At 41.3% G+C, this 21,265-nt stretch carries 22 protein-coding genes; 14 read left to right on the forward strand and 8 right to left on the reverse strand.

Translation table 11 applies throughout. The features are described 5' to 3' along the window. The first annotated feature begins 1 nt into the window (after position 1). The gene (locus AB0756_RS11360; RefSeq protein WP_038090722.1) at positions 2 to 580 is read left to right on the forward strand and encodes a TetR/AcrR family transcriptional regulator; all 579 of its coding nucleotides are present in this window, start codon (positions 2 to 4) and stop codon (positions 578 to 580) included. Between the two features lie 136 nt (positions 581 to 716). On the opposite strand, the gene AB0756_RS11365 is transcribed toward AB0756_RS11360, so the two are convergent. After that, positions 717 to 1,121, reverse strand: a complete 405-nt coding sequence (locus AB0756_RS11365; protein WP_050045133.1) for a MarR family winged helix-turn-helix transcriptional regulator — start codon at positions 1,119 to 1,121, stop codon at positions 717 to 719. Positions 1,122 to 1,244: 123 nt separating this feature from the next. Here AB0756_RS11365 and AB0756_RS11370 point away from each other — a divergent pair, with 123 nt between their 5' ends. Then, on the forward strand, positions 1,245 to 2,057 hold the full coding sequence (locus AB0756_RS11370) for an SDR family oxidoreductase (protein ID WP_050045132.1): 813 nt from the start codon (positions 1,245 to 1,247) through the stop codon (positions 2,055 to 2,057). A 70-nt stretch (positions 2,058 to 2,127) separates the two neighbouring features. Further along, a complete protein-coding gene (locus AB0756_RS11375) occupies positions 2,128 to 2,394 on the forward strand; it encodes a hypothetical protein (protein WP_038090720.1) in 267 nt (88 codons plus the stop codon). Between the two features lie 292 nt (positions 2,395 to 2,686). Here AB0756_RS11375 and AB0756_RS11380 read toward each other — a convergent pair whose 3' ends face one another. Then, positions 2,687 to 3,607, reverse strand: coding sequence for an AraC family transcriptional regulator (locus tag AB0756_RS11380; protein WP_038090718.1), 921 nt, complete (start codon positions 3,605 to 3,607; stop codon positions 2,687 to 2,689). A gap of 331 nt (positions 3,608 to 3,938) precedes the next feature. Here AB0756_RS11380 and AB0756_RS11385 point away from each other — a divergent pair, with 331 nt between their 5' ends. The 3 genes from AB0756_RS11385 to AB0756_RS11395 all read left to right on the forward strand — a co-directional run bounded on the left by AB0756_RS11385 (position 3,939) and on the right by AB0756_RS11395 (position 7,269). Beyond that, the gene (locus AB0756_RS11385) at positions 3,939 to 4,769 is read left to right on the forward strand and encodes an oxidoreductase (protein ID WP_038090816.1); all 831 of its coding nucleotides are present in this window, start codon (positions 3,939 to 3,941) and stop codon (positions 4,767 to 4,769) included. A gap of 246 nt (positions 4,770 to 5,015) precedes the next feature. Next, on the forward strand, positions 5,016 to 5,573 hold the full coding sequence (locus AB0756_RS11390; protein WP_082051570.1) for a nuclear transport factor 2 family protein: 558 nt from the start codon (positions 5,016 to 5,018) through the stop codon (positions 5,571 to 5,573). A 457-nt stretch (positions 5,574 to 6,030) separates the two neighbouring features. Then, positions 6,031 to 7,269, forward strand: coding sequence for an RNA-guided endonuclease InsQ/TnpB family protein (locus AB0756_RS11395; protein WP_050045131.1), 1,239 nt, complete (start codon positions 6,031 to 6,033; stop codon positions 7,267 to 7,269). Positions 7,270 to 7,315: 46 nt separating this feature from the next. Here the strand turns inward: AB0756_RS11395 and AB0756_RS11400 are convergent, their stop codons facing one another. Next, complete coding sequence (locus AB0756_RS11400) at positions 7,316 to 9,658, reverse strand: effector-associated domain EAD1-containing protein (protein WP_050045130.1); 2,343 nt, start codon at positions 9,656 to 9,658, stop codon at positions 7,316 to 7,318. Between the two features lie 206 nt (positions 9,659 to 9,864). On the opposite strand from AB0756_RS11400, the gene AB0756_RS11405 reads away from it, so the two are divergent. Beyond that, a complete protein-coding gene (locus AB0756_RS11405) occupies positions 9,865 to 10,053 on the forward strand; it encodes a hypothetical protein (RefSeq protein ID WP_038093363.1) in 189 nt (62 codons plus the stop codon). 275 nt (positions 10,054 to 10,328) lie between these two features. Beyond that, positions 10,329 to 11,240, forward strand: coding sequence for a TIGR01459 family HAD-type hydrolase (locus AB0756_RS11410; protein ID WP_038093361.1), 912 nt, complete (start codon positions 10,329 to 10,331; stop codon positions 11,238 to 11,240). A 12-nt stretch (positions 11,241 to 11,252) separates the two neighbouring features. Here AB0756_RS11410 and AB0756_RS11415 read toward each other — a convergent pair whose 3' ends face one another. The 4 genes from AB0756_RS11415 to tsaA all read right to left on the reverse strand — a co-directional run bounded on the left by AB0756_RS11415 (position 11,253) and on the right by tsaA (position 13,967). Next, positions 11,253 to 12,080: an ATP-grasp domain-containing protein gene (locus AB0756_RS11415; RefSeq protein ID WP_038093359.1), complete on the reverse strand. Its 828-nt coding sequence runs from the start codon at positions 12,078 to 12,080 to the stop codon at positions 11,253 to 11,255. Between the two features lie 66 nt (positions 12,081 to 12,146). After that, positions 12,147 to 12,701, reverse strand: coding sequence for a metallophosphoesterase family protein (locus AB0756_RS11420; protein WP_038093357.1), 555 nt, complete (start codon positions 12,699 to 12,701; stop codon positions 12,147 to 12,149). Between the two features lie 179 nt (positions 12,702 to 12,880). Further along, positions 12,881 to 13,159, reverse strand: coding sequence for a hypothetical protein (locus AB0756_RS11425; RefSeq protein WP_038093354.1), 279 nt, complete (start codon positions 13,157 to 13,159; stop codon positions 12,881 to 12,883). A 241-nt stretch (positions 13,160 to 13,400) separates the two neighbouring features. Beyond that, positions 13,401 to 13,967, reverse strand: a complete 567-nt coding sequence (gene tsaA, locus AB0756_RS11430) for a tRNA (N6-threonylcarbamoyladenosine(37)-N6)-methyltransferase TrmO (protein WP_038093352.1) — start codon at positions 13,965 to 13,967, stop codon at positions 13,401 to 13,403. 373 nt (positions 13,968 to 14,340) lie between these two features. On the opposite strand from tsaA, the gene AB0756_RS11435 reads away from it, so the two are divergent. From AB0756_RS11435 to AB0756_RS11460, 6 genes are all read left to right on the forward strand, one after another. Continuing rightward, positions 14,341 to 14,688, forward strand: a complete 348-nt coding sequence (locus AB0756_RS11435) for a hypothetical protein (protein WP_038093349.1) — start codon at positions 14,341 to 14,343, stop codon at positions 14,686 to 14,688. Between the two features lie 284 nt (positions 14,689 to 14,972). Continuing rightward, entirely contained in the window at positions 14,973 to 15,797 is an 825-nt protein-coding gene (locus AB0756_RS11440; protein ID WP_038093345.1) for an SDR family oxidoreductase, read from the forward strand. Continuing rightward, complete coding sequence (locus AB0756_RS11445) at positions 15,794 to 16,705, forward strand: alpha/beta fold hydrolase (RefSeq protein ID WP_038093343.1); 912 nt, start codon at positions 15,794 to 15,796, stop codon at positions 16,703 to 16,705. Before AB0756_RS11440 ends, AB0756_RS11445 begins: the two co-directional genes overlap by 4 nt. Positions 16,706 to 16,990: 285 nt before the next feature. Beyond that, positions 16,991 to 17,998, forward strand: coding sequence for a hypothetical protein (locus AB0756_RS11450; RefSeq protein WP_050045128.1), 1,008 nt, complete (start codon positions 16,991 to 16,993; stop codon positions 17,996 to 17,998). Positions 17,999 to 18,133: 135 nt separating this feature from the next. After that, positions 18,134 to 18,598, forward strand: coding sequence for a CYTH domain-containing protein (locus AB0756_RS11455; RefSeq protein WP_038093334.1), 465 nt, complete (start codon positions 18,134 to 18,136; stop codon positions 18,596 to 18,598). A 409-nt stretch (positions 18,599 to 19,007) separates the two neighbouring features. Then, entirely contained in the window at positions 19,008 to 20,219 is a 1,212-nt protein-coding gene (locus AB0756_RS11460) for a PAS domain-containing protein (protein WP_237265809.1), read from the forward strand. Here AB0756_RS11460 and AB0756_RS11465 read toward each other — a convergent pair. Continuing rightward, on the reverse strand, positions 20,206 to 21,183 hold the full coding sequence (locus AB0756_RS11465) for a Rieske (2Fe-2S) protein (RefSeq protein WP_038093379.1): 978 nt from the start codon (positions 21,181 to 21,183) through the stop codon (positions 20,206 to 20,208). The genes AB0756_RS11460 and AB0756_RS11465 overlap by 14 nt on opposite strands. Between the last annotated feature and the right edge of the window lie 82 nt (positions 21,184 to 21,265).

The following is a 21,265-nucleotide window of genomic DNA, read 5'->3' on the forward strand; positions in this document are numbered from 1 at the left end:
TATGTGTCCTGCTCCTGCCAAAACATCTTATTCAGAAATTATCCGTACTGCTCAACACTTGTTAGAAACTCAAGGACTAGAAAACCTGTCCATGCAGATGGTAGCGGCTTCTTTAGGCATTCGCGCTCCATCATTATATAAGCACGTCGAAAATAAATCACAGCTTGTTAAGGCTGTTCTAGAAGCGATGCTCGTTGAGCTAGGGCAAGCCTTAGCAGATGCGGTACAAAGACAGAATCTCAAAGATGATTTACAAGCAATAATGATTGCTTACCGTGCTTTTGCACATGAGCATTCAACGCTCTACCCATTACTTTATTCTCGTCTTTCCTCAGAGATGCAGCCGGATATTAAGGTAAGTGCAACTGCTGTGGCTCCTTTACTACAGACAATCGAGCAGTGGGTGAACCCAGAGCAGTCGCTCAGTGCTGCTCGAATTGTCGTTGCATTTACGCACGGATTTGTCCACATGGAACTGGCTGGAGCATTCCGTTTGGGCGGCAATGTTGAGGAAGCATTTGAACTAGGCATTGAAAGTTTGATTGAAATTCTTCACAAATTCCATAGCGATAAGACTTAGCTTAATCCAAGCATAAGCCCCACGTTTGACACGAAGTTATCTATATCTTATAAATAACCGAAGTGTAGCGTGGGATGAACTTTAAGCTTCAATTCCCATCTGAGATGTCTCCTTCGTCTCTTCCTTGAATCTCTTGCTAGGTTTGCATCTTTTTAATTATAGAAACGTAGGTGTCATATTCTTCTGGAGTCAGTTTTTTCAAATACTCAAGGAAAGACTCAGTGACGATCGCACGACCTTTATCAAGCACCTCAACACCCTGCTGTGTCAGAAGCAACTCAAATTTCCGCAAATCGCCTTTGACAGATTTGCGCTCCACATAGCAATTTTTCTCTAGTTTCTTAACTAAAAACGTAACAGTAGGTTTTGGCAACAGACACCGTTGTGCGAGTTCTGCTGGATATTTGCATTCTTCCACAGAGGCAAGAAGGAAAAAGCTCTTAACATCAAGATTTAATTGAGCAAGCGCTTCTTCTGCTTCTCCCATAATGCCTTCGTAGAAGCGGATATTCATTTGAAGCACTTCCCAGGGATCGATCATGAGACTTGACTGCCTATTAGTTTAATATTAAACTATTTAGTATTGAATAGTTTAAGCGTGTACAAAGTTCAGTATAGAGCATTGTACAGTTCAACGCCATACCAAAGCCCAGAAGAGGAATCTATGCCTAAAACTATCTTGATTACCGGTGCGAGCACGGGAATAGGTCGTGCGACAGCAATTTATTTTGCAGAGAAAGGCTGGCAAGTCGTGGCAACGATGCGCTCTCCTCAAAAAGCACATCCCACCCTCAACCATTCCAGAATTATGCTTCTCGAGCTCGATGTAACGAATGATGTCTCAATCAAACAAGCTTTTGATGCGGCAGTAGAAAAATATGGTGCGTTAGACGTAGTGCTTAATAATGCTGGATATGGATTATTTGGTCCAATTGAGGCACTAGGTATGGCAGAGATTGACAAGCAAATCCAAACCAATCTCTATGGAGTCTTACGTGTCATGCAGTCTGCAATACCAATTATGCGTCAGCAAAAACAAGGCATTATTATTAATGTGACATCCATAGGCGGACGAGTAGGATTTCCCTACACAGCAGCCTATCACGCCACAAAATTTGGCGTTGAAGGGATGAGCGAAGCAGCACGGTTTGAACTTGCCCCCCATGGAATACGCATCAAAATTATTGAGCCGGGTGGGATCAAAACTGATTTTAGCTCGCGTTCGCTCGAGTTTATCAAACATCCTGCTTATGAACCGCAGCAAGGAAATTACGAAGCCCTACTGAAAGACAATCGTTCTTGGGCGCAACCAGAAGAAGTAGCCAAAGTAATTTACCGTGCTGCTACAGATGGTACAGATAAACTACGCTATCTTGCCAAACCAGGACCATTTTTCCAGCTTTATAAACTGATGCCCGATCGCTTGTGGCGTGCGTTTGGTTATTATTTACTTAATAAAAAGCCTCGTGCGGTGTAGAGTATCCGCCTGAAACAAGATTGTTGGTAGAATTTACTAAAAACTCCATCGCGATTGAGGAGAGTCCGATATGACGATCGCTTCTGAGTCCCCTAAGCCCTTATCTGAAACCCTGTTTGCAGGCGGTGGCGAAATGGGAGCTTTGATGCGATCGCACGATTGGGCGAACAGCAAGCTAGGTTCAGTCGAAACCTGGCCGCAGAGCTTAAGAACGGGAATTCGGATTATTTTAGGCTCCCGAATTCCCATGTTTATCTGGTGGGGTCGTGCCCGCCGCTACCAAAACCCGTCTATGTCGATCGCCAGATGTGGTAACGGCTCTGGCAGTAGCAACTGAACGAGTCCCCGATCTCATCCTTAGTGATATCATGATGCCAGGACTTGATGGTTTTGAGCTGTTTTTGGCTGTACCAATTAAAGTTTAGGTTAATCTGGCGGGAAAATTGCTCCAGGCAACCAAACAGCGATAGAAAGTTTGATGGCCCGTCAAATCATTATTCTAATAATTGTTCTAGCTCCAGTAGCAATTTCTCCAAGCGCTTACGCTTTTTGGCGTCTGACCAGACTTTGCCCCTAGTGACACGTTCGTCAACTATGCCCCATCTAATATATGTAGCGAACTGTAATATTCAGGTGATTCGTAAACGTTCAATATCCTTGATAGGTGGGGCACCAAATAAGCGAGAATATTCACGACTGAACTGTGAAGGACTCTCGTACCCAACCTGATAAGCCGCATGGGTTGCATCAGCGTTTTCACTCAGCATCAGACGACGTGCTTCCAATAATCTCAACTGTTTTTGATATTGCAATGGACTCATTGAGGTGACTGCCTTGAAATGGCGATGGAATGATGCAGGAGACATACTCGCTTGCTGAGCCAAATCCTCAACACGCAATGATTTTGTAAAATCAGCTTTGAGGCGTTTAATGACTTCTGCAATGCGCTGCATATTGCTACCTGATGTCGCAATCTGGCGAACCGCTTCGTCCTGTTCGCCAATTAAAAGGCGGTAATAGATTTCGCGAATAATCATCGGTGCTAGGAATGGAATATCCTGGGGCGTATCCAAAAGCCGTGTGAGTCTGGTGGCACAATCAATCAACGATGCATTAGCATCACTAACGAACAAGCCTCTCACCGAAGTTTCTTTTTGATCTGGGCGGCGCTGGATTTGGTCAAGAATATTCCAAAGTTGAATTGCGTCCAAGCTCAGCTTAAATCCTAGATACGGTTTGTCTGGTGTCGCTTCGACAATGTATCCACTGAGCGGCAAATCCACTGTGACAACGATATATTGAGCCGCACCATACTCATAGGTTTCCTTGCCCAGCAAAGTTTCTTTTTTGCCTTGAAGAATAATGCACAGAGTCGGTTCATAAACGGCACACAGTGCTGTAGGAGCAGCAGATTCTCGCATAAATTCCAACTGAGCGATCGCAGTTGAATGGATACCGTTCCCCAAGCCATCCGTATAACGAGTCACTAGTTCCACTAGTTCTTGACAAGCATTCTTCGCCGTCTCGCGTTTCAAGAGTTCAATTGCCATAGCCGTTTCGCGATCGCTTTCATCATTTTGCTGCGATTATTATAGAGGATTCTTTTGAGTTCCATCTGACTGCTTGAGAGGATCGGGCAAGAATTTGCGTCTTTTATGTATTTAAAACCCTTTTGCTTAAACCTATGATGAACCTATACTAAAAGACAATGAAAGGATAAGGCAATAGAGCAGGGCATAACAAGCCTATCCAAATCGCTTTGATGACAAAATCGAAGTGAGGACGGAGCCTAAAGAACGCTCAAGCAACTGCCGCTCAAACGAATTGATGTCGGCTGAAGAATCTAGCTGTGTGACTAACTCAATGCAAGGAGATCTACAGATGACTCAGAGAACATGGTTCATTACAGGTGCTTCTCGTGGAATTGGAGCCGAAATCGCACTAGCCGTTTTGGCAAATGGTGACCAATTAATTGCAACCGCCCGCAACAAAACCGATTTGCATCAGTTCGAGTCGAACCCAAATGTGTTGACGCTCAGCCTCGATATTACCGACGAGGCTCAAGTGAAAGCCGCAGTTGCCGAAGGACTCGAACGCTTTGGGCAGATCGATGTCTTAGTCAACAATGCAGGATTCGGTTTGCTCGGAGGCATTGAAGAAACCAGCGCTACTGAGGTAGAGAAGGTATACCGCACGAACGTCTTCGGGCTGTTAAATGTGACTCGTGCCGTGTTGCCCGGTATGCGTCAGCGTCGCAGAGGACACATTATTAACCTATCATCGATTGGTGGCTATCGCTCCTCTGTTGGGTGGGGCATCTATTGCTCAACCAAGTTTGCAGTTGAAGGCATTACCGAAGCTCTGCACGATGAATTAGCTCCTCTAGGCATCCATGCTACTGTGGTCGAACCGGGATACTTCCGGACTAATTTCCTCGATGGCAGCTCGCTCCAGCGCACTGCCATAGAAATTTCCGATTACGCGGATACTGTTGGGAAAATCCGTCACCATGCCTCCGAACTGAACTATCAACAACCCGGAGATCCCACCAAACTCGCCCAGGCGCTCCTCGAGCTCGTCAACGCAGATAACCCACCTCTGCGGTTGCCTCTAGGGACAGACACCCTTCAGGTAATTGCTGCAAAAAACGCCTACGTCGAGCAAGAAACGGCACAATGGCGGGCTCTGGCTGAATCCACTGATTACAGATAAGGAGTGGAAGACTCAGCCTTATCTCTAGTCCTGCATTTTTCACAAACTTGAACGAGGGGAGCCCAGGAGCCCAGGAGCAGAGGAGAAAGAACTTGTACAAGAACTCTCAAGAGCACCCCTTCACCCCAGCACCCTTGCACAAGTTTTGACAGATATGGTGAGAAATCCGGGTAGTGTTTTTGATTGCATGGGAAATACTAATAAATCGGGCTCCCTGACGTATCGATTCGATAACAAAGAGGATTTATGAAAAAATACACCACCGCCCCCCACCGTAAATTACTAACCAGCTTTGGATTAATTAGCTTCGGTTTGATAATGGCTGCCGCCACACCTGTAACCAGTGCTCTTGCCGAGCCAAAGCTTGCAGAGATTGGTCAGATTGTGCAATCTAATGAGAACCAAAATAAAGAAATAGTACGTGAAGGTTTTGCAAAATGGGCAAATAACACTGGTAGTTTCTTCGATCTGCTAGCTGATGATGTGGAATGGACGATTACAGGCAGAAGCCCAATTTCCAAAACCTACACCAGCCGCCAGCAATTTTTGTCGGAAGCTATAGCGCCAATTAACGAGCGATTGAGCGCCAGAATAGTACCCAATGTACGAGGCATTTACGCCGAGGGCGACATGGTAATTGCCTTATGGGATGGAACAGCTACAGCCAAAGACGGCAAACCCTATACCAACACCTATTCCTGGTATATGACCATGAAAAACGGGCGTATTGTCAAGGTAATAGCATTCTTCGATACCATTGAGCTTACCGATTTGTGGAAACGCATTCCTGTAAAAAGGAATTGACCGAAATTAATGAGATACAAACCCCGTCCTTCTTCTAGGACGGCTTTTCTTGTTTCTTTATATACTCATGAAGAACTTCTAGCGGCGCAGCTCCTACAGAAATAGCAAATTCAAGGAAGAAACGCGGAGATTGTGGGACGCTCTGATATTACATATGGGGATCGAACCGAATGGCAAGTTAGCTAATGCAATTATGTTTGCAATCTACAAGCAAAATTTTATGGCATATTTGCCAAAATATAAGCGATCGCATCCCAACTACACCATCTTCAAGTATCATCGTTAAGTTGAACTCAAAGCACTGCTTGTAGAAACGTTGTGTACGTTGTGGTACAGATAACGCAAGTTCAGTGTGGGTAGTTTACCAAAAAACTGGGTTTAAAGCCCCGTCCTTCAAGGACGGCTTTACATTATTTTATCTAGCAATATAGCAGATAAAATATGTTATAATCAGGACATGATAGTAAGAGAAGCCAAGCTAAAAAACGGAACCAAAGAGCAATACTTAGCCCTTGATGAGGCTATCAGAACAACGCAGTTTATTAGAAATAAAGCTGTACGGTTTTGGATGGACAATAAAGGAGTTAGTAAAGCTATTTTGTACAACTTATGCAAAGATTTGGCAGCAGAGTTTCCTTTCGCAAAGAAGTTAAACTCTGCTGCTAGACAAGCTAGTGCTGAACGGGCTTGGGCTGCTATCTCTACGTTTTATTCACGATGCAAAAAAGGTTCGGGGAAGAAAGGCTATCCAAAATTCAAAAAACATTGCCGCTCGGTAGAGTACAAAGTTTCGGGATGGAAGTTATCAAGTGATTGTAAATCAATCACCTTCACTGACGGCTTTGAGGCTGGAACTTTTTCTATATTTTGCAACAATGAAACTCAAGAAGACTTGCACAGATTAAAGATTAATCGGGTGCGAGTAATTAGAAAAGCAGACGGTTATTATGCTCAGTTTTGCTTTGATGCTGACCGCAAGGAAACAGGAAAATATACGGGTAACGTTGTTGGGTTAGATTTGGGGTTAAAGTTTTTCACCAAAGATCAACACGATAATGCCGTGATATATCCACAATTCTTGCGTTCGTCAGAAAAGCGATTAAAGAAAGCCCAACGCCGTCTGAGTAAGAAATTCGTCAAGGGTGCTAAACCCCAATCAAAAAACTATCACAGACAAAGGAAAAGACTGGGTAAAATCCATCTAAAAATTCAGAGGCAGCGTCAAGACTGGGCAATTAAGCAAGCTCGGTGCGTAGTCCACTCTAACGATGTGGTTGTCTATGAAGATTTAAAGATTGCCAATATGGTAAAAAATCATCAATTGGCTAAGTCCATTTCTGATGCTGGTTGGTATCAATTCACTCAATGGCTAGACTATTATGGCAAGATTTGGGACAAAGCAGTTGTGGCGGTGTCACCTAACTACACATCACAAGATTGTTCTAATTGCGGTCATAGAGTGAAAAAATCTCTCAGTACCAGAACGCATTCCTGTCCTAAGTGCAAAATTGAACTATGCCGAGATACCAATGCGGCTCTGAACATTTTGCAAAAAGGAATGAAGATACTCGGTACTGAGTGGCAACTAAACGGTACTTCTGGGCAAGAAGAATCCGCCTCTTGCGAGGGAAAGCATGGGGAGAAGACCGCCTCTACTATTGAAGGGAAACTCGATATAGCAAGTGGACTTCTGTGAACCATGAACTAGAATCACCGTGGCTTCAGCCCGGTGAGTATGTCAATTAAGACCGTTTTTGAATTTGAGCATGTGAATTGGCAAAGTGCTGGCGTAACAAGTCATGCATAAAACGATATCCACCGCCTACTCTTTGCAAAAATAAACGATTGGTGCAGTAGTCAAGAAATTTGGCATAGTTCCAAGGTGCGTAACCGTTATACCAAAGAATTACGCGCAACACGAAATGTTTAATGGCTGGAGTTCCACTTCTAGGTATTGCAATCAGCAGTCCAAGAAATAATGCAGGCATTAGGCTAAAAATGAAATCTTGAATTAGATTAATATTCTGCTGTGTATATATTTTATATGCAAATCTTAGTAAGATAGCAAATAAACCAATTATTGTTGATAGAATTATAGTATTAATAATTGATTGACGAATTCCTTGATTGGGAGTAATTTTGTTTTCTACTTCTGTGCTATCAATACAAAAAAGCAGCCCAAGAATCAGCCCAAAAATCACCCCAAGAACCAGCCCCACGATCGCCCCAAAAATCAGATCGACAAGAATCAGCCCAAGAATCAGCCCAAGAATCAGCCCAAGAATCAGCCCAAGAATCAACCCATTTAAAGACTTCTTAAGAGAAAATTTGAGTTTTTCAACAGGTTGAATTTCACCCCCGATCGACCCAAAAATCGACCCAAAAATCAACCCAAAAATCAGCCCGGAAATCAGCCCATTCATCACCCCAAGAATCAGCCCAATAATCAGCCCTTTTGTCAGCCCTCCTATTAGCCCAAGAATTAGCCCATAAATCAGCCCAATAATCAGCCACTTTAGAGTTACCCTAAAATTTATTAGATAATTAGTTAATTGAATACTTTTTATTTTATTTTCTATTAGATCTCCAATCAGCCCATAAATTAGCCCATAAATCAGTCCATTAATCAGCCCATAAATTAATCCATAAATCTGTCCAAAAATCAACCCATACATCAGCCCATCTGTCAGCCCAATAGTCACCCCTCCTATCGGCGCAAAAATCAGCCCATAAATCAGCCCTCCTATCACCGCACCTATAACTCCCCATAGTATTACGTTATAAACAATTTTTGGAAATTTATTGTTTAACAAATCAGGCTGGATTTTTTCAATAAAAAACTCCGTTGCACTTTCTTCAATTAATCGACGTGATAACCAACTTAACCAACGTTCGGTATTTGAGTGTAATGGTTGTTTATCCTTATAAGGACGTTTAAGCATTGTACTAATATAAGTATCAAATAAATACTGAAACCGCTCTTCAGAAGTTTTCAACTGCTGCCATGCTTGTATTGAGATTTCCTGAGCAGATAGTACAATAATATTTAACAAAAGTGGTAGTTGTGCTATTTTTTGAAAATTTTCATCCTGACTAATATTATGACACAATTGAAAATTATCTGGACTTTGTAAATATTGATAAACCTGTTGTAAAGTGAAAGAACCTAATTCTAATGAGTTATTTAGTTGAAGCAAGGCTTTATATCGTTGATACTCTTCTATCCGACTACAAACAACTACAGGATTAGTCCAATTAGCGGGATGTAAAAACTCATTAATTTTGTTGACACATTTTTCTTGACGCTCTGCTACTAGTTCATCTAGCCCATCTAGCAAGAGGAGAATTTCTTGGTTATTTACTAACTGTTTACCAATCTCTTTTCTTACACCATATTTATCTTTTAGCTGCTCAATTAACCAATCTTTGATACTTTGACTGTCATTCTTCCAAGAAGATAAAGAAAACAGCACTGGTATCGGATGTAGGGGGTCACTTTTAGCCCGATTAACTAGTTCTTCAGCAAGTTTTAAGAGCATCGTAGTTTTGCCCACACCAGGCTGACCTAAAATTAATAATCTTCCATCAATCTCCGGCTGATCATAAATTGCAGTTATTTCCGTATTAGTTAAATGAACTTTTGGTTTTGAGCCTACCTTTATTTCACTTGACCAAGGTAATTCAATCTGAGACGGGTTTTGCTCTGTATCTTGGACGATATAAATCCGATTATGTAATGACTGATTTAATCGTGACTCAACTTCAGTAAGGACTTGCTTTAACAGGGGTTGTTGTATGCGGTTTCTAGAAGATAATGCACTTCCTAATGATAGCTTAATAACTTGTAATTTTTGATTTCGAGGGTTTGTTATACGCGCTGCACGGATTAAATCTTCAATCCATCCTTCTGCTTCTGCTGTTTGTACTGTTTTAAAGATAATTTCTTGTAAACTACCTTCCCCGGCAATCGCTTCCAGGTTCTTATCTAATTCATACCACAGCATTTGCTCTAATGATGATTTTGTAGGGAAAGCATCAACTAGAGCGGATTGTAGTTCCTTGCGTTGTCGTTCAGATAAGCCCATTTTTAATAAAGTGACAATTTACCGGGAAATTACGGACTCTTGAGTTCTCCCCCGGTTGAAACACGGAGGATTCTACGTGACTGAGGGGTTCTCGCTCTCCCACTCTGTCTTGATAGAAAAAATTTACACTATTCTACAATTTAGTTAATAAGCCAAGCTACCCTTTTACTGATTATAGTTATATTTATCTACCGGATATTAAGCGATTGCCTACAGCAGAGCTACGCTTAACGCTCACTCACCAACAAATTTCGATTGCACCCGCTTACTTTGATGAGAATAATCAAGTTCGAGAAGCAGCTAAAAGAGCATTAAAAAAAATTGAGGAAAAAAGTGATGAATATGATGGCGAGTACCTTGTAAAGATAATCTTAAAGGGGGAGTTCCATAATTAGTACCAGCATACCCTTCTGGTTCTGGTTGACTTTCAATGCCATTGAAAGCTCCTTCGTCTAAAAACAACAATCAGTTTTCAAAAATATGTCAGTGTTGCTCTTGGTGAAAGCGCGTTTTATTGTACGGGCGTTCGCGAAGCGGCGGCTTTGCCGCATCGCTATAGCAGTCCAGAAAGCGAGCATAGTTCCAGGGGATGTAGCCGTTGCAGTAAAGATTGTTTTAAAGTATCAATAAGTCAAAAAATCTTTATAGTATAGAGGCATGATTCAAAGAAATGGTTGAATTTTTATCCCTAGAGTCTGTCGTCTCGAACAGACGACTGATATTGGTAGACGCCTTTGGTGTATTCTGGGGAGGAGAAGACGTTGGCTTGTTACCTGGTGCCAAAGCAACTTTCCAAAAAATCAAGGAGCAGAACACAACGATCGTAATTGTGTCTAATTCAACACGTTTGGCTGAGCGTGAAGTATCAAAATATTCTCAAGTAGGTCTTCATCTAGGGGAGCATTACGACCTATTTGTTTCTTCCGGACAAATCACACGAGATGCGATTGTGTCATGTCGTCTACCTTTTTCAACGCCAAGATATAAGTATTGGCTGTATGGCGATCGCCATCCTCAATATGGATCGCCGTCGCAAGAGTTATTTGAGAACACTTTGTTTTCTGTTACTTCTTCGATAGAAGACGCTGACTTCATATATTGTGGCATTCCTCACAATCAGGGTTGCGATTGTGAGTCTGTAGATCCCTTCCGGGAAGAGGTTGAAGCATTGGTCAAAACTGGTCTGGTCATGCTCATAGCTAATCCCGATAAAACCGCTTTGGCGGGTTGTCCATCTCGACCTGTAGTCAGACCAGGGTCTATTGGTGCTCTTTATCAAGAAGCTGGGGGAAAGGTTTGTTATTTTGGGAAACCTTATCCTTCGATCTTTGAATACATTCAGAAGTGGGCAGTTAAACATCTAGGGTTGGAAGCATGGAAAGGTGCCATAATTATTGGGGACAATTGTGAGACAGATATTTGTGGTGGGAATCAAGCTGGTATAGACACTGCACTAATCGCAGATACTGGAGTTGCTAACGAACCAATCTTGACTCTAGGAATAGAGAGATTTTTGGCATCCCTTCCTATGGAGAATCGTCCAAAATTTCTGGTCTCTTCGTTCAGTGCTGGAGTTTATTGAAAAGAGTGTTCATCACTCTTTATATTTCCAATTTTTTCCCCAAGGTGGAGTTCCAAGATTTTTCCAAAAAGCTTGTGCTAATCTTTCGTTTATCTCATCAAATAAATCCTGATTTTCTATTTCTCTATCTACATAATTATATATTCCATCGGTACCGACTTCTAAAGCATACCATTCCCCGTTTTGATTTTTTAACAGATCGATCGCACCAAAAGTATTATATAAACCTGTCGATGTGAGAGCAATTTTAGCCACTTTTTGTGCTTCTTTATCAGGACTTTCACCATATTCATATGTTGCTCCATTTGCGTGAGACACCCAAGGAATTTTATTATTCTTATCTTTAAACCTTCTTACATTAAACCCGAATGTCTCACCATCCACACAATATAATCTATAAACTTCAGGGATTTGTTGCTGGACAAATTCTTGGATAAGCAAGGGCTTTGGCCATCTTTTGGGAATTTGATTTATATTTTCAATAAGTCTATGATTTATCCCACCACAACCTATTGGATATTTCAATATCCATTGAATTTTGGGATAAATAGATAGGATTACTTCAACTTCTTTTTCATTGTTGGCCAAAAACGTTTTTGGTCTTGGTACGTAGTATTCTTTAAATTTTTTTTCTATTTCTCTTTTATCTGCTGCTATTTTTATTGACTTAATCGGAATAAAATTACTGACGTTATAAATATTATTTTCCTCAACGCAAAGCAGATAATTGATATCACCAAAATCTTCTGTTATATCAAGCCATAATGATTTTGAAAGAATATTAGCTAATTTTTCAAACGCCCACTTCCCACCAGTTCGATTGACAATCGTTGGCATCATATTCTTACGGACTCTTATACTACTTTTAAAATACAAGTGACTGCATTAAAACTCTCCGATTTTTAGTTACTCTCCTCTCAACGTAGGAGGTTTCCAGTTCTTAGCTTTCATAATACGTTTTACGTCATCATAATTGATAGGCGTATAATTGTGGCAATCCACCCCCACATCAAAAGATAATAATGTAGGGTCGTCTGGTAGTTGACCGTGTGAGTGTCCGTAAAGGTGGTAAGTTCCATAGTGAGAAGCTTGCCAAACTCTCATAGCATAGTGTAACAAAACAATTAATTGTTTGCCTTGGGATTCTTCAGAATCTTGCACTGTTAACTCGTAATAATCTTCGATCCACTCAAACCGCTCTTTACAAGCTTCGGCTGATTTATCGTGGTTACCACGAATAAGATAGATATTACCGTTGAGACGCTCAAGGATTTTCCGTAGTTTATTAGGAGAACAAAGTCCGACATCCCCTAGATGATACACGCGATCGCTAGAAGACACTTTGCTGTTCCAATTCTCAATCAAAGTTTCATCCATCTCTTCGATAGAAGAAAACGGTCTGTTAGTGTACTCTAAGATATTTTTATGACCAAAATGAGTATCCGCAGTAAACCAAATCATAATTAAATGTGTTTTATTAGAAGAGCTTTTAAAAACCAGTCGTCTATGTATTTTTATTGTAGTATAATATACGTTTGCGTATGTGAAATCGTCAAGAAATATTTCCATATCGTTGGATAATAAGACCTCCTTTCAGAGATATTATGGTCACACAAGATGAAGTCATAGTTTTATCAACCTCACGACAATAGCGCTAGAGTTTTTCCTTCGCGAACTTCCAACCCCGGACGCTGACTGTCCAAAGAGGAACCGGGTTGAGCATTAGCAACCCGGTTGATAAAAACTGACTGATAATCAAACTCATGTGCGATTCCGTTTACTGCGATCGCCTTTCTGGATTGCCCGAAGCTATTGTATATTTGAGACTGCTCTATCAGCATACGTCCTACTTGCTGTACATCTCCTACTTGGCGGTAGTAAGCGATCGCTTTATCCCAATAGGCAATAGACTTATCCATTTGACCCACTTGTTAATATGCTCTTGCCAAATTTTCTCAAACCACCGCCTCACCTGCGCGAGCGTGAGTATCCTTGTAAATCGTTAAAGCTTGCTCCCAGTCTTTTATTGCACTCTGCAAGCGTCCCATTGGTAACTTTCAACACCCTGCTGCACTAATGGTTGACCAGCATCAGGAGTTTGTGCGTTCTTAAGATACTTTTACCCCATCTTGAAGATATCAATGTAGAAATATCCAAATGTCAAAGAGTTGGTCTATCTTTTCCGAAGATATCTATTTCATACTCTTGGGCATTTTCCATTTCATTGACATAGCCGCATTTGGCATTTGGAAAAGAATCACAGTAAGTGACGTAAGGCTTAATATCGAGTACGGGCGTTTGGTCAAGCAGATCGATTCCCTGGATATGCAAAATCAAACCTTCTATTTTGATCAACTTGGGAGCGCTGATTCCAATGGGGTTGGGACGATGGGGGGCGCGAGTCGCTAGTGTCCCTCGTCGGATGCGCGGTCCGCGTGGCAGTATAACAGTAGGGTTCCAATGCTTGTTGAGATGCAGCCATGAGATGACCCAAATGCGCTCAAAGCCATCCATGTCTTTGAGGGCAATGGGAGGTATTATATTGGGGAAAAGTTCTATTTGTGCTATTGCTGGCTGGTAATATGATGGGGCGCGTTGAAGTTCGGCTTGACGTGGCGTACCGTGTCTCTCTTTGTAAGGGGAGTGAATTACACCTATAGGGTGTAAAGTAATTCCATCAGGAAAAGAAACTGCTTGAATGTAGTCTTTGGGCGGAAGTTTAGGCATACTAATGTATTACGGATGTAATATATTATAAGTATTTCAAATAACAGAGGAATCATTATATAAGATTCTCTATTGTCTTTGTGTTCTCTGCGACTCTGCAGTTCTTTAATTTAACAGACATCTGTAAAAACGCTTTAGACAGTGCATTTTTACATGATTTTTTGGAAATGTCTAATATTCTTTAGGTCTAGACCAAATTATGACTTCTGTTAGAGGAATAATTACTTTTTTTGCAGTTAATCTTAGTTTTGTAAACGGGGCTGCTCATATAAGTGGGATTTGGCTGATTTTTTAAGCGAACCCCTATTTGTAGAGATGTTGCAATGTCCCGCCACCTCAAGATGTATTGAGAATACAATAACGGAGTCTTGTTATGACAAATATGATTTCTCGGGCGATCGCTCACATCAGTGGTTTCTTCAAAGAATTTCAAGTTAAGCGTTTCGTATCTGTTGTTCTAGTTGGATTTTTGGTACTAACAACAAGCGTTAATGCTGACCGGAGTGCTCAAGCTGTCACCAAGAAAGTTGACCAAGCAATACAAAGAGATACCTCTGACAGACCAAAAACAACCGGAGAGTGGAATAGAGAAGCTCGTAAAACAGAAGATGATCCTGGCAAACGAGCTCAAAGAATTGCGAAAGAATCCGCAGAAGCAGTGAAAGACTTTGGATCTGTGTATCCAGACACCGCTAAAAGAACCGCAGGCGATCGCGACTAATTCTTCTCCCTTTGATGCGCCCCTCTCCAAATCTAGAGGATACACCTGGTATTCCAGGTATCGGGCTCGCCACCTCATTCCCCACGCAAAGCGTGGGGAATGAGGTGAGGCGGTTCCGTCCACAAGGGGACGCAATGCCTCATATCATGTTCGCTAATAACTTAAAAATGAATTGGTTTGTAGTTGCGCTCAGCAGGTTCGCCGCTCTTGCTCGCTGCAGGCTGGGTAGAGCAGATTATAAACAGAGCATAAGTATCGCTCCGAACATGATATTGTAAATAATTATGAACATTACTATTATTGGTTGCGGATACGTAGGTTGTGCAGTAGCGCAATATTGGCAGAAAATGCCTTTCACAATTACTGCGACTACCACGACCCCCGAACGCGTTCCCTTACTGCAAGCAGTAGCCCAACGCGTTGTCATTGTTAAAGGCAGCGATCGCGAAGGTTTAAGATCGGTTTTAAAAAATCAAGATGTCATACTTTTGAGTGTTGGTGCTAAGGGCGCTGATAACTATGAAGAAGCTTACTTGCAAACTGCTCGAACTTTAATCGATACCCTAAAACAAACACCAACTGTCCGACAACTCATCTATACGGGCAGTTATTCTGTATACGGCGATAAAAATGGAGATTGGGTAGATGAGGAGTCATCTCTCGAACCCGCCAACAAAAATGGGGAAATTCTGAGGGATACCGAACAAATTTTACTATCAGCTTCTGATGACAATCTCCGTGTTTGTATTTTACGGTTGGGAGGAATTTACGGTCCCGGTAGAGAGTTGGTAAAAATATTTGGTCGATTTGCCGGTACAACCCGACCTGGTAATGGAGAGGATGTTACCAACTGGATTCACTTAGACGATATTGTTGGTGCAATAGAGTTTGCCCGCGAGCATCAACTGCAAGGTATTTATAACTTGGTTGATGATACACGCATGACAAGCCGAGAATTATACGATCGCCTGTATGAAGCACACAATCTACCAAAAGTCACATGGGATTCTTCCCAACAGAGCAAGCGTCCCTACAATGCCAGGGTATCTAATAAGAAAATAAAAGAGGCGGGATACAAGCTCATTCACCCCGATAAGATTTTTAAATGATGATTCAAGATCGAGCAACATCTTCCACCCAGTTTTACACTTGGAAAAACTACCGCGCTTGCTACGAAGTTCTCAATCCAAGCTTTTCAGCACCTGAAGGCACGCCCCTGTTACTGATTCACCCCATTGGTGTTGGCTTGTCACGAAAATTTTGGCGGCGGTTTTCGAGTGAGTGGTACAAACAAGGACACCGCAATTCCATTTACAATCCTGATTTGTTGGGCTGCGGTGAAAGCGATATGCCCCACGTTGCTTGCACTCCTATGGATTGGGCACAACAGTTGCAACACTTGCTGCAAACAGTTGTACAAAAACCTGTCATTGTTATCGTGCAAGGTGCTTTATTTCCAGTTGCCATAGAATTAGCCCAACAAGAACCCAATTTTGTTGCTCGATTAGTGCTAGCGAGTCCTCCCGCTATGCCTTTGCTGACGAAAGACACACCCGAGTGGCGGCAGAAAACAATTTGGAATCTTCTGGATTCACCTTTGGGCAATGCTTTTTACCGCTACGCACGACGTGCAAAGTTTTTAAGCTCCTTCTCCACTCGTCAACTGTTTAAAGAAAGCGAGGCTGTAGATGCTGAATGGATAACTACTTTACAGCAGGGTGCAACAAATCCTGAGAGCCGCCATGCCGTTTTTGCGTTTTTAGCGGGCTTTTGGCGTAAGGATTATAGCAGCGCCATATCTTCTATCAAACAACCAACATTAGTCGTTTTAGGAGAGGATATTTCAAGCATTGCCAAAGAAGGTAAAGGATTGAATCCAGATGAATGGTTAGCTGATTATCTTACTCGTTTGCCTGAGGGTCGGGGAGTCAAGATTCCCGGTCGCAATGTTTTGCCCTATGAATCTACTCCTGAATTTGTTAGAGCCATAGCACCATTTATTGGCGAGCTATCCTAAATTTTAAAGCAGGCAGTTCTAGAACACCAATTGAGTCATTCTACGCACCCCGGTTTCTCGGCGTTGCACAGCTTGGTATCTCATTGGCGTAGAGACGCGTAAAACAGCGCCTTTCTACAAGAGAAACGGGATTTTTGAAATGAATGTACCGAGTCTAAAAATCCAAATTTGCTCTTGCTTGCTACATGAAAGTCTTACTTGAGTGACAAATTAAAAAAACGTAACAGCACACTTGTAGTACTTTTGCGGCACACTGATGTGAGGAGACAAAATAAAATTGAAAAGATGGCAACTGAAAATTCCCGCATTGTTACGTATTTACCCCCAGAACTGGCTGAGCGGTTGAAACAATTTTGTGATGAAACGCAAACAAAAACCAGTGAAGCTATCAAACAAATTGTTAGTGAATTTTTTGGTAAACCTCAGAGTTCCTCGACCAGTGCTCAGGATTGGGAACCGCGAGTAGCGGCTATCGAGAAACGGTTATCTTTATTAGATGAGTTTACACAAAAAATATCTGCCTTAGAAAGTTCTTTTGCCGGAATCCAGGAACAAATGAATGTTCCTCCCAGTGTTCCAGCACAAGATATTTCACCAGCAGTCGTAGAAAGTGCGCCTGAAACCGAGCCGGAACCAAGCAACACATCGGAGGAAACTCCTAAAGTTACCTCTCAAAAGAAAAGCAAAAACGGTTCTGTTTCAAAAACTAGCAAAACATCTGAGGACACTCCTGAAGTTACCCCTCAGAAGAAAAGCAAAAACGGCTCTGTTTCAAAAACTAGCAAAACATCTGAGGACATTCCTGAAGTGGCTTCTCAGAAGAAAAGCAAAAACGGCTCTGTTTCAAAAACTAGCAAAACATCTGAGGACATTCCTGAAGTAACTTCTCAGAAGAAAAGCAGAAACGGCTCTGTTTCAAAAACCAGCAAAACATCTGCGGCTACTGCTAAAGTAACTTCCCAGAAGAAAAGCAAAAACGGCTCTGTTCCAGAAACTAGCAAAACATCTGAGGGGACTTCTAAGACCCAATCTCGGAAGAAAAGCAAAGATGAGCCCGCTTTAGAAACCAGCGAAACATCTGATGTCACTCCAGTCGCATCGCCCAAAGTATCTACCGCCAGCCAAACATGCACTGTCAATGAGTTGGCTAAAAGATTGAGCGTCACAAAAACGACAATATCGCGCAACAAAGACCGAGAGAATTTCCGCTCTTGGTCTCAGGGACACGATCCAGAAGGAGTGGCTTGGGAATTTCACCCTGAGGAGATGCTTTTTTATTCATTAAAAGAATAAAAACTCTCAGTTGAAAATTAGCGAATTCCGGGAACCGTGTTTTTGAGAATGCTCGATCGACCAATCTGTAATATCAGAAACTGTCCCGGTATACTTTTAATCTGGTGTCACTAGGAAATTGAATAAGGAACTAAAATGGCACGAGAAATAGAACGTAAATTTTTAGTCAAAGGAAATAGTTGGCGCAACCAGGGAACGGGAAGCGCTTACCGCCAGGGATATATAGCCACGCAAAAAGGAGCCACTGTACGCGTTCGCATAGTAGGCGAGCGGGGTTATTTAACGATTAAAGGACCTACTGTTAACTACTCAAGAGCAGAGTTTGAGTATTCTATTCCCTTTGAAGATGCTCAAGAAATGCTGGATACCTTGTGCCAGAGACCTTTGATAGAAAAAATTAGGTATAAAGTGGAATGGGGGGGTTTGATTTGGGAAATTGACGAGTTTGAGGGTGTTAATAAAGGGCTGATTTTAGCAGAAGTTGAACTGAGTGATGAAAAACAACAGATTGAATTACCAGTCTGGATTGGTGAGGAAGTTTCAGATAATCCTAAATATTTTAATAGCAATTTAGTAAAAGATCCCTTTTTACAATGGTGAGATTATCTGTGTCAAAATCTACAGAAAATACAAAAACCCCTGCTACGTAGGGTAAGACTGCAGGGGTACTTAAGGATATCAATGTGTATTCGACTTCTTATTGTCTTTGACATTTACAAAAATGTTTACTATCTATAGATAGGTTAAATGTAAAGTTAAATTGTGATTTACAATACAATAAATAATTACGAGATTATCTGTATGTGGTATCAAGACAAATTGAGCGATCGCTATGTAAAATAAATATAGAATAAATTCTTGAGTGAATGGGTTTGATGTTAAATATATTAAAAAAAAATCTATATACAATTATTTTAATTAAACATTTTTTTGATAAAAAAATTAAATTTATTGTTTGACAATTTATAGATTGTGAAAAATTGAAAATTTAAAGAATAGGAACTTCAATATGGATATAAACAAGATAGAAATAGAAACGTTTGCTCAACGCGCAGAGGGAATGTATAGACGCTTAGAAACTCTGTACAGCGATTCTAGCGGTACTGTGAATTTGTCACCGGACAGGTTGCCTCAAACTTTTATGGAACTCGGTCATGCATCCGAAATCGTTAAATTAGCGACTGAGGAACTGTACCAGCAAAATGAGGAAATTGCACAGTTACGGAACTTAGCAGAAATAGAACGCCAACGGTATCGGGAATTATTTGAGTTGGCTCCCGATGCTTATTTAGTGACAGATAATTTTGGCATCATTCAGGAAGCCAACCGTTTGGCTGCTCATATGTTTAATTTGTCACAACATTATTTAGTAGGAAAACCAATTGCCAATTATGTTCCTTTAGACGAGCGTCATCGCTTTCGTAGCTTTCTCAAGCAGCTTGAGGAATGTGGAGATAAAGCAATGGAGTTAGTCCTGTGCTTTTTAAAACGCAATGGGGATTTGTTTGATGCTGCTATAACAGTAGCGGTTACCCGCAATAAACAGGGTCAACTCATAGAAGCTCGCTGGCTGATACGTGACATTAGCGAACAGCAAGCTGTGCTAAGAGATCGCCATCCCAAGCTAGCAGAATTAGCATCCATCAACCATGACTCTAACCTGGAGGAAAATCGTCTTTTGCATAAATATTGCAAAGGAGAAACAATTCCTCTCAATCCAAGTGCAATTTGGTATGTGTCTCAGGGTGTAGTCAAGTTGAGTACACTTTGTGAAACGGGAGAGGAAGTGTTAATTGGGTTAGCCGGAGAAGGCATGGTTTTTGGTTCGAGTCTAACCTCGCTACACATTTATCAAGCAACAGCTTTGTCAGATACAGAGTTGTCACCAATTTCTTTAGCAGAAATTTCAACTTCCGAAACTCTCAGTCAAACATTATTACCAAAAATTAATCGCAGGTTAAGGCAAACAGAAGCTTTTTTAGCTGTTGTTGGTAGGCGAAGGGTTGAAGACCGTCTTGACTCTCTATTGCAGCTTCTCAAACAAGAAATCGGGCAAAAAGTTCCTCAAGGGATTTGCTTTAGCGTTCGCCTGACTCATGAAGATCTTGCTAGTGCTTGCTGTACTACCAGAGTCACAATTACACGGTTGATGGGAAAATTACAAAAACAAGGAAAAATTGGTTTTGACTCAAAAAACCACATTATTCTCAAACATTTGTAACAGATGCCATTTCCCAATCCCGGTAGAGGCTTTCGGCGTAGAACATAATCTCTTCATGTGGTAGTCTGATTTTAGCTTTGTCTCTAGGGTACAAGTTCTCAATAGCTGTTGTATCTTGCTCAACTACAGTTGCGACAGCTTTAAGAACTGAATTTTTTAATAATAAATTCAAAACAGGGAACTTCATTTTCGTGTAGACAAGAACAAAAGTTTTAGTACTATTTTCCGTTTCAGGATAGAGGACATGAGTTTGTAACAGTTCAACAGCAGGAGTTTGGGTTTGAAAGGTTGTAAGAGAGGGGAAAGCGTATTCTAAAGTACCTTTATACATTTTAGGCGCGATTGTTAACGCAGGATTGCTTAAAATTTCACTCAGTGTATTGTCATCTCTATAAAGTTCTTGAATAACCCTAGCCCAATACCCATCGCGTTCAAAGCTAACAATATGATTGGCTTTGATTTTAAATAACTCGCGATGGGTGCCATTTTGGTGATTGTAGTCATAATTAATTAAAAGGTTGTCTAAAAAACTGCCTTTGATACTTTTAATTCCAGCAACTCCTAAAAAATTCAGCCCCGTTTTCAATTTTGAAATTAAATTAGGGACTGGAATTTTTGGTTTTAACCCACCATATGTCCAGATACAATCATCGACAACAATCAGTTCTAAAGGTTTTGCAATCGCGTGACCGTTTGTTTTTCCTTCTCGATACAATCTGCCTTCCCCATCAAATTCTAGTGCATGAAAGGGACAGGCAATTGTGTTTCTATCTTTGCAGATCCATCCATCCGACAAAGGAGCTTGCATGTGAGGACAGACATTATCAAGAGCAAAAACTTCGCCTTTCTGATTTTGCCACAAAACATAATCATGACCGTTTAGCGTAATTTTTAAAGGTTTGTTTGCAGCCAACATGGATTTGTGAGCAATTAACCAAGGAGCACCAGGTAAGATAGGGTTCATATTTTTCTCCCTTAAATAAAATGCAGCTGACAGCAGGGCTGAGTTCTTCGCATTAGCCCCCATTTTTCTGTAAAATTGTGAC

Source organism: Tolypothrix campylonemoides VB511288_2 (assembly GCF_045999855.1).
GTDB lineage: Bacteria > Cyanobacteriota > Cyanobacteriia > Cyanobacteriales > Nostocaceae > Scytonema > Scytonema bouteillei_A.

What these genes read in the sequence shown, in the direction of transcription:
- AB0756_RS11415 (WP_038093359.1), bottom strand. Translation starts at nt 12,080, where the DNA reads ATGATGCCAACGATTGTCAATCGAACTGGTGGGAAGTGGGCGTTTGAA.
- AB0756_RS11460 (WP_237265809.1), top strand. Translation starts at nt 19,008, where the DNA reads ATGGATATAAACAAGATAGAAATAGAAACGTTTGCTCAACGCGCAGAG.
- AB0756_RS11365 (WP_050045133.1), bottom strand. Translation starts at nt 1,121, where the DNA reads ATGATCGATCCCTGGGAAGTGCTTCAAATGAATATCCGCTTCTACGAA.
- AB0756_RS11360 (WP_038090722.1), top strand. Translation starts at nt 2, where the DNA reads ATGTGTCCTGCTCCTGCCAAAACATCTTATTCAGAAATTATCCGTACT.
- AB0756_RS11465 (WP_038093379.1), bottom strand. Translation starts at nt 21,183, where the DNA reads ATGAACCCTATCTTACCTGGTGCTCCTTGGTTAATTGCTCACAAATCC.
- AB0756_RS11400 (WP_050045130.1), bottom strand. Translation starts at nt 9,658, where the DNA reads ATGGGCTTATCTGAACGACAACGCAAGGAACTACAATCCGCTCTAGTT.
- AB0756_RS11455 (WP_038093334.1), top strand. Translation starts at nt 18,134, where the DNA reads ATGGCACGAGAAATAGAACGTAAATTTTTAGTCAAAGGAAATAGTTGG.
- AB0756_RS11425 (WP_038093354.1), bottom strand. Translation starts at nt 13,159, where the DNA reads ATGGATAAGTCTATTGCCTATTGGGATAAAGCGATCGCTTACTACCGC.
- AB0756_RS11410 (WP_038093361.1), top strand. Translation starts at nt 10,329, where the DNA reads ATGGTTGAATTTTTATCCCTAGAGTCTGTCGTCTCGAACAGACGACTG.
- AB0756_RS11370 (WP_050045132.1), top strand. Translation starts at nt 1,245, where the DNA reads ATGCCTAAAACTATCTTGATTACCGGTGCGAGCACGGGAATAGGTCGT.
- AB0756_RS11420 (WP_038093357.1), bottom strand. Translation starts at nt 12,701, where the DNA reads ATGATTTGGTTTACTGCGGATACTCATTTTGGTCATAAAAATATCTTA.
- AB0756_RS11390 (WP_082051570.1), top strand. Translation starts at nt 5,016, where the DNA reads ATGAAAAAATACACCACCGCCCCCCACCGTAAATTACTAACCAGCTTT.
- AB0756_RS11385 (WP_038090816.1), top strand. Translation starts at nt 3,939, where the DNA reads ATGACTCAGAGAACATGGTTCATTACAGGTGCTTCTCGTGGAATTGGA.
- tsaA (WP_038093352.1), bottom strand. Translation starts at nt 13,967, where the DNA reads ATGCCTAAACTTCCGCCCAAAGACTACATTCAAGCAGTTTCTTTTCCT.
- AB0756_RS11380 (WP_038090718.1), bottom strand. Translation starts at nt 3,607, where the DNA reads ATGGCAATTGAACTCTTGAAACGCGAGACGGCGAAGAATGCTTGTCAA.
- AB0756_RS11375 (WP_038090720.1), top strand. Translation starts at nt 2,128, where the DNA reads ATGACGATCGCTTCTGAGTCCCCTAAGCCCTTATCTGAAACCCTGTTT.
- AB0756_RS11450 (WP_050045128.1), top strand. Translation starts at nt 16,991, where the DNA reads ATGGCAACTGAAAATTCCCGCATTGTTACGTATTTACCCCCAGAACTG.
- AB0756_RS11395 (WP_050045131.1), top strand. Translation starts at nt 6,031, where the DNA reads ATGATAGTAAGAGAAGCCAAGCTAAAAAACGGAACCAAAGAGCAATAC.
- AB0756_RS11440 (WP_038093345.1), top strand. Translation starts at nt 14,973, where the DNA reads ATGAACATTACTATTATTGGTTGCGGATACGTAGGTTGTGCAGTAGCG.
- AB0756_RS11445 (WP_038093343.1), top strand. Translation starts at nt 15,794, where the DNA reads ATGATGATTCAAGATCGAGCAACATCTTCCACCCAGTTTTACACTTGG.
- AB0756_RS11435 (WP_038093349.1), top strand. Translation starts at nt 14,341, where the DNA reads ATGACAAATATGATTTCTCGGGCGATCGCTCACATCAGTGGTTTCTTC.